Raw genomic sequence first — 11869 nt, forward strand, 5'->3', positions numbered from 1 at the left:
CAGCGTTACGCATGGGAAAACTCCTCTTCGGGCTCGGGCAGTTCTTCCGTTTGAAGATGGCTCGGGACCTTCTTGCGCAGCAGAGAATAGAAAATAGGAACAATCACAAGGGTGGTTGCGGTGGCCACCAGCAGGCCGCCGATCACGGCGCGTCCTAGTGGTGCATTCTGTTCGCCACCCTCGCCCATGCCCAGCGACATGGGAAGCATGCCCAGGATCATGGCCAACGCTGTCATCATGACAGGACGCAAACGTGTAAAGCCCGCAGCCGACGCAGCCTGAATGCTGTTCAGGCCCAGTGATCGCTGGTCGTTGGCAAACGTCACCATCAGGATGGAGTTTGCTGTCGCCACGCCGATGGTCATGATGGTTCCCATGAGCGAGGGCACTGAGAACGTGGTGCCGCTCAGGAACAGCATCCACAGAATGCCGCAGGCCGCGCCCGGCAACGCCATCAGGATGATGAACGGATCAAGCCAGCTCTGGAAGTTGACCACCATCAGCAGGTACACCAGCAGAACAGCAAAGATCATGCCTAGTCCAAGCCCTGTAAAGCTGTCCTGCATGCTCTTCACCTGGCCGCGCACCGTAATGGTTGCGCCCTTGGAGAGCTTACCGCTCTGTACGGTGTAGTTCTTTAGAACCTTCTGAATATCGCGATTCACACCGCCCAGATCGCGGCCCTGCACGCTGGAATACACGTCATACACCGGCTGCACGTTGTAGTGGTTTGTAATGGCCGGACTTGCTCCATGCTGAATCTGCGCCAGGTTGGAAAGGAACTGCGAAGCTCCCACTGGCGGCGCACCAGCGTTGGTGGCACCCTGCGTCGTGGTCGTGCCGTTGGAGATCGGCAGATTGTTCAATTTATCCACGGAATCCAGCGTCGTGGGCGGCACCTGTACCACCACGGTATAGTTCACGCCGTTCTTCGGGCTGAGCCAGTAGTTTGGCGCTGCGATACCTGATCCCGAAAGCGCTGTCAGCATGCTGCCCGCAACGTTCTGCTCTGTCATGTTCAGCAGTTGCGCGCGCGAGCGGTCCACGTTGACACGCAACTCTGGCGCATACATCACCTGGTGAACGTGAGCATCCACCACGCCCGGAATCTTCGCGATGTCCGCACGAATCGCCTGCGCCGTCGCATAGTTCGCCTCGGCCAGACGTCCGCTCACCTGAATGTCAATCGGAGCAGGCAGGCCAAAGTTCAGGATCTGGTTCACAATGTCCGAAGCCTGGAAAAAGAACGTGGTCTGCGGGAATTGTTTGCGCAGCGTCTCACGCAGCTTCTCGCGATAAAGCGCAGTGGGCTTGTGCTTTTCCTGATTCAGCGAGACAAGAATCTCGCCGTCCTGCACGTCTGTGAGGGCGCCGTCGCCAAAGGCCAGGTTGAATGCGCCATTGGGCGTTCCGATGTTGTCCAGAATGCCGTCCAGCTCGTCCGCCGGAATGGTCGCACGGATGACATTCTCCACCTGAGCGAAGATGGCTTCCGTCGCTTCCAGACGTGTTCCGGGGGCGGTGCGAACATGCAGCCGGAAGCTTCCCGCATCCACGTCCGGGAAGAAGTCCTGACCGATGAACGGCAGCAGGCAGGCGGACAGCACGATGAACAGGCCGAAGCAACCAAGCGAAAAGCCAGGATGCACCAGCGCCCAATCCAGCAAACGCTGGTACCGCGATCGCAACGCCTCAAAGACGCGGTTGAAGGCAAAGTGCGTACGCCAGATAACTCCCAGCCCACGCATCTTCTGGTCAACTTCTGCTTGCTCTTCTGCGGAGAGAGGATGGTCGCCGTGGGACGCTTCCGCCAGCGAGTAGACATCCACTTCCTTCGCCAGCAGGAACTTCACCATGGTGGGTACCAGGGTTCGCGACAGGAAGTACGAAGCCATCATGGCGAAAACCACCGCCATACCCAGCGGCACAAACAAGCTCTTGGCAGCGCCCGTCAGGAAGACCACCGGAACGAACACGATGCAGATTGCCAGTGTGGAAACGAACGCCGGAACCGCAATCTGCGCAGCGCCGTCCAGGATGGCAGGTTCAATTTCCTTGCCCAATCCCAGATTTCGGTGGATGTTTTCAATTTCCACCGTAGCGTCGTCCACCAGGATGCCGACCGCCAGCCCAAGTCCGCCCAGTGTCATGGTGTTCAGCGTCTGTCCCAGGAACTTCAGGCAGATCACCGATACCAGGATCGACAGCGGGATCGACACAGCGATGATCACCGTCGAGCGCCATGATCCAAGGAAGAGCAGGATCATGATGGCCGTCAGACCGGCGGCAATGGCAGCTTCCTTCACCACGCCTTCCAGCGCGGCGCGCACAAAGATCGACTGGTCAAACAGGATACGAATTTCCGGCGCTGGTGGCGGCACATTCGCCAGGATGCGCGGAAGGACTTCTTTCACCTTTGCCACGATGTCCAACGTGGACGATGAGGAAGCCTTCAGAATCGTCATCAGCACGGCGCGCTGGCCGTTGTAACGGACGATGGATTGCTGCGGTGCAGATCCCTCATGAACTGTCGCTACATCGCGCATGTACACGGTCGCCCCGTTTACCTGCTTGATGGGAATATCGTTCAACTGCGCGGCAATCTGCGGCGAGGCATTCGTTCGGACCACGTAGTCGCGGTCCTGAATCTTGATGTCGCCTGCAGGCAGAATCAGATTCTGCGCCGTCAGCGCATTCACCACGTCCTGCGGCGAAAGTCCCTTCGAATACAGCGCGGCGGGATCAAGATCTACAGCCACCTGGCGAATACGTCCGCCGTACGGCTGCGGCACCTGCGCGCCCTGCACGGTTGCCAACTGCGTACGGATGAACTGCGAACCCACATCGAACAGTTCGCTCTCTGACAACTTGTTCGACGAAGCGACCGCCTGCAGGATTGGCACGTTCGATGCGGAGAACTGCAGAATGAACGGCGGCGTGGTACCCGGCGGCAGAATACGCAGAATCGTCTGGTTGACGGCCGTTACCTGCGCCACGGCGGCTTCCACCTTCACGCCCGGCTGGAAGAAGATCTTGATGATGGAGATACCGTTGACCGACTGCGACTCAAGGTGCTCAATGTCGTTTACGGTCGTCGTCATGGCGCGTTCACTGATCGTCGTGAAGCGCTTCTCCATCTCATCCGGACTGGTGCCGCTGTAGCTCCACACCACGGTGACTACGGGAATGTCGATGGTGGGGAAGATGTCCGTGGACATGGTCTCAATGGAGACAATGCCAAGCACAAGGATCAGCACGCTCATCACCACGAAGGTGTACGGGCGCCGAAGGGCAAGGCGGACAATCCACATGAAGGACAGCTCCGAAAGGAAAAACGTGCGTTAGAGAAATGCGGGGAATACCGCTAGGCACCATTGTGCCAAATTTGCAGGAACCCTGCGGGAGTTTCCTTAAGTGTTTTCTCTAGACGAACGAGTCAGTGCTTACGACTCAAGCCGTTTTGCGACATGTCTTTGCGTTGTGGGGCATAGAATGAATCCATGGCACGCGGATGGGAGAAAGAAGACGTGGACGCACCAGAACCAACTCCAGCAGCAAAGCCGGCTACGGCGGCAGAACAGCAGCGCACCGAACGTGAGAAGAAGCGCCGCGTGCAGGAGCTTGAGCTGCAGCGCGAACGCGTCCTCAGCGAGCGCACCTCCAGCCCACATCGCCGTTCCGCTCTTGAGGCAGCCCTGCTTGAGATTGAGCGCGAACTGGGTGAACTTGGCTGGGGCATTCATATCTGATCAGGGGCTTTCCTGAGCGTCTCGCGATAAACTTACGGGAACGCATCAAGGAGTACGCACCCACACATGTCTGCCGTAGCAGAAACAGCCGCGACCACGCCGCGCCGTAGCGTGATGACTTTTCAGGAAACATTATTTGCCCTGCAACGCTTTTGGGCGGAGCAGGGCTGTGTCCTGCAGCAGCCGTATGACACGGAGATGGGCGCAGGCACCATGTCGCCGGACACCTTCCTGCGCGTCCTCGGCCCCACGCCTGTTCGCATTGCCTACGCGCAACCCTCGCGTCGCCCGGCAGACGGTCGTTATGGCGATAACCCCAATCGCCTGTACAAGCACACCCAGTTTCAGGTCATCCTGAAACCGCCACCGGCCAACATCCAGGAGCTGTACCTTAAGAGCCTGGAAGCCATTGGCATTGTGCTGGCCGAGCACGACATCAAGTTTGAAGAAGACAATTGGGAATGGCCCGTGGGGGGCGCCTGGGGCGTTGGCTGGCAGGTCATGATGGACGGCCAGGAGATCACTCAGTTCACCTACTTCCAGCAGTGCGGCGGTATGGATCTGGACCCCATCAGCGGCGAGATCACCTACGGCATGGAGCGCCTGACCCAGTTCCTGCAGGACAAGGAATCCATCTACGACATTGAGTGGGCGAAGGAGCCGGACACCGGCAAGATCACCACCTACGGCGACATCCGCCTGTATGAAGAACAGCAGCTTTCCGCCTTTGCGTTCGACCACGCAGATGTATCGAAGCTCTGGCTGCATCTTGAGAATTACGAGGCGGAATGCCTCGGCCTCCTGGAAGCCTTCAAAACGCTGCCGGAAGATGCGGATGAAGTCACGGTCAAGCGTTTCCCCGTGCTTGGCGCATACGAACTGGCCTTGAAGTGTTCACAGTTGTTCAACCTGCTGGACGCACGCGGCGCCATCTCCGTAACGGAGCGCGTGGGCGTCATGGCTCGCATCCGCACGCTGATCGTAGGCGTCGCGAAGATCTACGCGGAGCAGGTGGAACGCCTTGCTGCCTTGAAAGAAAAGGCTGGTGCATAGTGGCAGAGTTTCTGTTTGAGATTGGATTGGAAGAAGTTCCCGCACGCATGTTGCCGGGAGCCGAAGCAGAGCTGACGAAGCGAGTCAGCGACCTGCTCACGCGCGAACGTCTCGTCGAAGAAGGCTTCTCCGTAGAAAGCTACTCCACGCCGCGCCGTCTGGCCGTATGGGTAAAGGGCGTGATCGCGCAGCAGGCCGACGCTGAAGAAGAACTCGTTGGACCGCCGGTAAAGGCCGCCTACAAAGACGGCCAGCCCACCAAGGCTGCGGAAGCCTTCGCGGAGAAGGCGGGCATCCCTGTCGATCAGCTTCGCACCATCACCAACGCCAAGGGCGAGTACCTTGCCGCCACCGCAAAGCGCGCAGGCAAGTCGTTCTCTGAGGTTGTTCTGGCGGAACTGCCGAAGGAAATCGCGGCCATGTACTGGGCCAAGAACATGCGCTGGCGCCCGTTCCTGCCAGAGCGTTTCGTGCGCCCCATCAAGTGGATTCTCGCGCTCCTCGACGGCGCAGTCCTCCCCGTGGAATGGGCAGGCATCACCGCTTCGAATGTCACCTATGGCCACCGTGTTCTCTTCGGTTACGAGCCCATCACCATCGCAACACCCGCGGAATACGCTGACAAGCTGTATCAGGCGAAGGTCATGGTCAACGTGGAGCATCGCCGCGAGCGCATCCGCAAGGACCTGGACAAAGCAACGCGCATCGTCGAAGGCGCACGCTGGCGCGAAGACCATCCGCTGGTCGACAAGGTAACGCACCTCACCGAGTGGCCCACCGTCCTCCTCGGCAAGTTTGAAGACGAGTTTCTGGCGCTGCCCGAAGAAGTTCTCGTAACCGTCATGCGCGATCACCAGAACTATTTCGCGCTTGAGAATGGCGAACACAAGCTGCAACCGTACTTCCTCGCCGTGCTCAACACAGAGCCAGTGGGCGATGCCGTTGAGATCATCCGTCACGGCAACGAGCGTGTTCTGCGTGCCCGCTTCAACGACGCACGCTTCTTCTACGAGTTCGATCAGCGCGCCTCGCTGCAGGATCGCGTCGAACTGCTGAAGAACGTCACATTTCAGAAGGAACTCGGCTCGTACTACGCGAAGATGGAGCGCACCAATGCGCTCGTCGTCACGCTGGGCCAGTTCGTGCGCGAACGTGCGAATGCACAGCGTGGTCAAGTTGTGAGCGTGAAGCTGGATGCACTCACCACTGCGGCAACACTGGCCAAGACCGATCTCACGACCGAATTGGTAAAGGAGTTCACTGAGCTGCAGGGCATCATCGGCGGCTTGTACGCCAAGGCTCAGGGCGTGGACGAAGCCGCTGCCATCGCCATCTACGAACACTACCAACCCGCAGGCATGGAAGACGCCATCCCATCCACCGTTGAAGGGCAGTTGCTCTCGATCGCGGACAAGGCAGACACCATCGCCGGCATGTTCGGCCTCGGCATGCAGCCCACCGGATCGAAAGATCCCTTCGGTCTGCGTCGCGCCGCCAACGGCATCGTGAAGATCCTTGCGGAAAGCGATCTGCCGCTGACACTCGGCGAAATCGCTGGTGCCGCCACCAATAACAATGAGGCCCTCTGCGCAAACGTGAAGAGCTTCCTTGGCGAGCGCCTGGAGTGGTATCTCCGCGACATTCGCGGCGGAGCCTACGACGTGGTGAAGGCCGTCATGGCCACCGACCCGGACGACGTGCGCGATGCTATGAAGCGTGTCGATGCCGTCTCAGCAGCACGTGCAGGCGCAGACTTCGCCGCCATTGCCGCAGCGTTCAAGCGCATGAAGAACCTCGTCGAACAGGCAAAGGCCAAGGGAGAAGTCTTCTCACCCGGCTCGAAGCTCGAGTTCCTCACGGAACCCGTGGAACGCAGCCTGTCTGAAGAAGCCGGACGCCGCGCCGCATGGGTAGAAGGTCTGCGCAAGGACGGGGACTACACGCTCGCGTTGGCCACCATCGCAGAGCTTCGTCCATTCGTGGATGCATTCTTTGACAAGGTGATGGTTATGGCCCCAGAGCCGCAACTGCGCGCCGCACGCCTGGGCCTGCTGCTGCGCATTCTGCTGGACTACAGCAAGGTCGCTGACTTCTCAGAGATCGTGATCGCGGGATAGATGCTTCGGTAAAACAAGAAAACGCCTTCCAGTCTTTACTGGAAGGCGTTTTCTATTTGCAAAAGAGACTTAGTTCACACGCTGCAGCGTTGCAATCAACTTCTCCGCCAGCGGCTCACCACTCTCGGTCCAAAGCAGCCGCGATGAAATGCCGCAATGCTTCTCGACGCTCAACACAAACGCCAGGAGCTTTTCCACGTTCTGTTGCAGACGCTTTTGTCCGTCCTCATCCAGATCGCTTTCGTCCTGAACCCACGGCGTGTCGAGTCCAAAGTCCACGCGGATATGACCGTTCTGCTCGTAGCTGGAGTCGTCAAACTCCGGTCCAAAGCCGATGACTTTTACGGTCGCCGGTTCCAGCCGCCAGGTGCTGTCAAAGCCCTCGGCGCCTTCTTCCGGCTGCCATAGCTGCCACTTGACCTCAAACTCGTAGGCCATGTCGTCATGAAGCTGTTCGGTCGCTTCGGCAACGGCATTCTTCGCCACCGAGTCGTCCGAATCTTCAGATCGGTCGTCATTCACAAAAATGCGCTGAAACACGGGCGACTCATTCCACCCAAGCGGAATAGCAGACGCCACGGCAATGCGGCCCTGGTTGTCTGCCACCCTGGCAAACTGTTCCAGGACAGAGGTGAGCTTCTCCGGCAGAGAAGCAAGACGGAAATTCGGGAACCAGAGGCTTAGATAGAGCTGATCGGCCATAACCAATATTGGATGCTACTGCACGGAATGCGTTTCATGATGCGGAAATCGGACACGCACCCCTGTTCCCTGAGAAGATAAACAGCAATGGCAATGGGCAGCAGACGGGGCAGGGCAGGCGGCATTTCGGTGACGCGTCTTCGCCGTTGGCTCCTTGTCGGCGTTGTCGTCATGCTCGTGGCACTTGCATCGTTTATCGGCATCGCTCGCTACAAAGCCCGCAAATTCCTGCATGATCTGCCCGCAAAAATGGGCATCGACATCAAGTCGCAGGCCAACGGCTTCACTTATTCCCAATCCGTAAAGGGCCACACGCTGTTCACGCTGCACGCGGCCAAAGCGATCCAGCGGCAGAACGGCAAGACCACGCTCCACGACGTCGCCATCACCCTTTACGGCCCGGAAGGTTCGCACGAAACGGACAGCATCCGTGGCGCGGAGTTTGAGTACGACCAGAACAACGGCATCGTGAAAGCCATGGGCGAAGTGCATCTTGACCTGGCATCGCCCGCCAACGCGCAACAAAATCCCAGCGCGAAACGAATCTCTGTAACCACCAGTGGTCTGGTTTTCACGCAAAAAGAGGGCATTGCCACAACCGATCAGCCGCTGCACATTGAGTACGGCGATCTGCACGGCACAGCGACCGGCGCTGATTACACAACAAGCACAGGCCTCCTCAATCTGCATTCCGCCGTGACCATGGACGGCACCCAGGATCGCCAGCCGGTGCACCTCACCGCGGCTTCCGCTCAACTCGACCGCAACCAGCGCCTCGCTACGCTGCGCATGGCTCTGGTGCGTACCGGCGACATGAACGCGCAAGGTGACACGGTCGTTCTGGATGCGGGACCATCCGGTGGTATCGACGAGATCCGTGCTGACGGCCATACCTCCCTGCAAAGTGGCGACGGCATCCGCGCGCAGGCTCCAAAGCTTGTTGCTAAAGTCTCGGAACAGAACAAACCCACGCTGGTTACCATGTCCGGCGGCGTCACGCTGTCCCATCCGGAGGGCAGTGGTTCCGGCCAGACAGCCGTAATGCATTTCGATGGTGCAGGGAACGCGAAGACGGCGGAACTCACCGGCGGCGTCACGCTCGACCATCATTCGCCCACATCGCTGGACCACCTCACGGCTGACAACCTCGTCGCAAACCTCGCTCCGGACGCTACGCGCCACACCGTCGTGAAGGACGCCACTGCTACCGGCCACGCACAGCTCCATTCCACCACCACAGGCAAACCAGCCAAAACAACCGCAGTCGCTGGCGACACGCTGCATGCGATCATGGCTACCTCCGGCAAGAAACATTACGTGTCCTTGCTGACAGGCAGCGGCTCCACGAGGCTGGATGAAGACGACGGCGCAGGAACCACACGCACCAGCACCGGCGACACTCTGCAGGTAAAACTACTGCCACCCGGAGTCGGAAAATCCGCGTCGTCCGTACAATCGGCCACGCAGGATGGCCGCGTGACCGTCGCCGCGAAGTCACCTGCGAAAAACGGCAAGGCGGCATCAGAAACGCACGCCACAGCCTCACACGCTGACTTCGACGGCGCCACCGGCAAGCTGCTACTCACTGGCTTACCCAGCGTCACAGGCGACGGCATGCAGATCGCCGCTGACCGCATCGCGCTCACGCAGGGCAGCGGAGACGCCGACGCAAGCGGCGGTGTTCGAGGCGTCTACCAGTCGAAGCAGAACGGTGACCCCGTACACGTTACGGCGGAACACGCCACCATCGCCGGTTCCGTGGCGAAGTTCTTCGCAGGAACGCATGCCGCCCGCATGTGGACATCGTCGTCGCAGATGGAAGCGCCGGTTATCGAAGTCGACCGCAGTACCAACCGCCTGATGGCTCATGCTCCGTCGGGTTCTGCCGCCACAGGTACGGTCCACCTGCTGCTACCCGCATCGGCCACCGGCAAGGAGAAATCCAGCGGCGTGGTTCGCATCGTCGGAACGACGCTGCTCTACGTCCCGGCGGAAGGCGTGCATCTCGCTCATGCGGACGTCACCGGCGGCGTGACCATGCAGACCTCAGGTGCGTTGCTCACCGCGCGTCAGGCGGTTGCGACGCTGTCTGGCACCACTCCGGGCGTTCTTTCGGGCAACGTACAGCAGATTGTGGCCACCGGCGCGGTCAACATTACGCAGCCGGGCCGCACCGGCCAGGGCGAACGTCTTGTCTACACTTCGTCGGATCAGCGTTACGTCCTTACTGGAACGCCGCAAAACCAGCCAAAGGTGATCGACACGCAGAAGGGAACCATCACCGGGACCACCCTTACGCTGCACAGCGGGGACAACAACGTGGAGGTAGAGGGCGCCGGTACGCACCGCGTTCACACCGAGGTGGAAGCCAACCCGCAGAAGAAGTAATCCGCATCCAAAGACTGAATCCTCAGTCCTTTAGATTTCGTCTAAAAGTTTGCATGGGATCAGCTACAGGTACATTGGAGATGGAGGGGCGGGGCGAGTCTTCGTCTTCTGGCTTGGAACTTTTTGAATCCAGCGCGGCGCTGACGCGGCACACGCTTTCCACGGACGGCATCGCCAAGAGCTATGGCGGTCGTGAAGTCGTTCGCGGCGTGAGCATCAATATCACGCAGGGCGAGGTTGTCGGCCTTCTCGGCCCCAACGGCGCGGGCAAGACTACCAGCTTCTACATGATCGTCGGCCTCGTGCGCCCCGATTCCGGTCGCGTTACCGTTGCTGGAGAAGACATCACCCGCGCACCCATGTATCTTCGTGCGCGCAACTACGGCATCAGCTATCTGCCGCAGGAACCCAGCATCTTCCGCAAACTCACGGTGGAAGAGAACATCCTTGCCATCCTGGAAACACAGCGTCTCAGCTGGGAACAGCGCCGCAACCGCACCGCGCAACTCATCGAACAGCTCAATCTGGGCCACGTCCGTCGCACACAAGGCTATGCGCTCTCCGGTGGCGAGCGCCGCCGTGTAGAGATTGCGCGTTGCCTCTGCATCGACCCCAGCTTCATCCTGCTGGACGAGCCCTTCAGCGGCATCGATCCCATCGCCGTACTCGACCTTCAGCAGATCATCTTCAACCTGAAGAAGAGTGGCATCGGAGTTCTCATCACGGACCACAACGTCCGCGAAACGCTCAGCGTCACCGACCGCGCCTACATCATCGCGGAGGGCCGCATCTTCCGCCACGGCACGCCCGGCGAATTGGGCCGCGACGCAGAAGTGAAACGTGTATACCTTGGTGAAAGCTTCCGCCTCTGAAATCTAATTTCGCTACGAAAAGGAACGAGCGCCATGGCAGACATGAAAGCGATGGAGTTCACAGAAGAGCTGCATCTGCAGCCGGTTCACCGTCCCGTTCCTGAGCCAGAAGCCGGTGAAATTTTGGTTCAGGTCCTTGCCTCTGGCGTCACCCCGACCGAGAAGCTCTGGTACCCCACCACTCACAATGCCGACGGCACAGCGCGATCCAAAGCGATCCCCGGCCACGAATTCTCCGGCATCGTTTCAGCCATCGGGGAAGGTGTCGCAGACTATCGTCCGGGCGATCGCGTTTTTGGCATGAACGATTGGTTCGCAGAGGGGGCGACTGCGGAGTTCTGTATTGCCAAACCCTCTAATCTTTCTCTCAAGCCAGCCTCGCTCTCCGCAATCGAAGCGGCGGCCACCCCCATTGGTGCGCTCACAGCGTGGCAGGGGCTGCACGATCGCGCAAAGCTCCAACAGGGCGAGCGCGTCCTCATTCACGGCGCGGCGGGAGCGGTAGGGCTGTTCGCAGTCCAGCTTGCAAAGTTGCAGGGTGCCTACGTGATTGCCACGGCGTCCGGGGCAAACGTCGATTTCCTGAAGCAGCTCGGTGCCGATGAAGTCATCGACTATCGCGAACGACGCTTCGAAGACGCGGGCAAGGTCGACGTCGTTTTCGATGCGGTGGGTGGCGAAACCCTGACTCGATCATGGTCCGTCCTCTCGCCTGGAGGCAGGCTGGTAACAATCGCAGCCGATGCGGAAGGAACCACGGAACAGCGAGTGAAAGATGCTTTCTTCATCGTGGAGCCCCGTGGCGACGAGCTCTGGTTTCTGTCCAACTGGTTTGATTCCGGCAAGTTAAAGGCTTTTGTCAAAGCGGAACTCTCACTGGAGGAAGCGGATCAGGCTTACAGCGGCTCCGCAGTTGGAAACCCCGGAAAGCTCGTGATCCGCCTGTAATGTTTCTCGTTCCAATTCGGGAAAGTTAAAAGAATGAATT

General features: G+C 59.4%; 8 protein-coding genes. 6 read left to right on the plus strand and 2 right to left on the minus strand.

What is annotated here, in order from left to right; translation table 11 throughout:
- Positions 1-5: 5 nt before the first annotated feature.
- Positions 6-3311 carry an efflux RND transporter permease subunit gene (locus M504_RS00195; protein ID WP_047486628.1) on the minus strand — a complete coding sequence of 1102 codons (3306 nt, stop codon included), beginning with the start codon at positions 3309-3311 and terminating at the stop codon, positions 6-8.
- A gap of 189 nt (positions 3312-3500) precedes the next feature.
- Here M504_RS00195 and M504_RS00200 point away from each other — a divergent pair, with 189 nt between their 5' ends.
- From M504_RS00200 to glyS, 3 genes are all read left to right on the plus strand, one after another.
- Positions 3501-3749 carry a hypothetical protein gene (locus M504_RS00200; RefSeq protein ID WP_052200138.1) on the plus strand — a complete coding sequence of 83 codons (249 nt, stop codon included), beginning with the start codon at positions 3501-3503 and terminating at the stop codon, positions 3747-3749.
- A gap of 66 nt (positions 3750-3815) precedes the next feature.
- Complete coding sequence (locus tag M504_RS00205) at positions 3816-4802, plus strand: glycine--tRNA ligase subunit alpha (RefSeq protein ID WP_047486630.1); 987 nt, start codon at positions 3816-3818, stop codon at positions 4800-4802.
- Positions 4802-6919 carry a glycine--tRNA ligase subunit beta gene (gene glyS / locus M504_RS00210; RefSeq protein WP_047486633.1) on the plus strand — a complete coding sequence of 706 codons (2118 nt, stop codon included), beginning with the start codon at positions 4802-4804 and terminating at the stop codon, positions 6917-6919. Before M504_RS00205 ends, glyS begins: the two co-directional genes overlap by 1 nt.
- Before the next feature lie 69 nt (positions 6920-6988).
- On the opposite strand, the gene M504_RS00215 is transcribed toward glyS, so the two are convergent.
- Positions 6989-7621 (minus strand): hypothetical protein, encoded by a 633-nt coding sequence (locus M504_RS00215; RefSeq protein WP_047486636.1) that lies wholly within the window; start codon positions 7619-7621, stop codon positions 6989-6991.
- Positions 7622-7714: 93 nt separating this feature from the next.
- On the opposite strand from M504_RS00215, the gene lptC reads away from it, so the two are divergent.
- The 3 genes from lptC to M504_RS00230 are packed head-to-tail and all read left to right on the plus strand — an operon-like array spanning position 7715 to position 11829.
- A complete protein-coding gene (gene lptC / locus M504_RS00220; RefSeq protein ID WP_198137484.1) occupies positions 7715-10009 on the plus strand; it encodes an LPS export ABC transporter periplasmic protein LptC in 2295 nt (764 codons plus the stop codon).
- 53 nt (positions 10010-10062) lie between these two features.
- A complete protein-coding gene (gene lptB, locus M504_RS00225; protein ID WP_232296093.1) occupies positions 10063-10881 on the plus strand; it encodes an LPS export ABC transporter ATP-binding protein in 819 nt (272 codons plus the stop codon).
- A gap of 33 nt (positions 10882-10914) precedes the next feature.
- A complete protein-coding gene (locus tag M504_RS00230) occupies positions 10915-11829 on the plus strand; it encodes an NADP-dependent oxidoreductase (RefSeq protein ID WP_047486642.1) in 915 nt (304 codons plus the stop codon).
- The last annotated feature ends 40 nt before the right edge of the window (positions 11830-11869 follow it).

Origin of the sequence: Terriglobus sp. TAA 43, assembly GCF_000800015.1 — a bacterium.
Classification (GTDB): Bacteria; Acidobacteriota; Terriglobia; order Terriglobales; family Acidobacteriaceae; genus Terriglobus.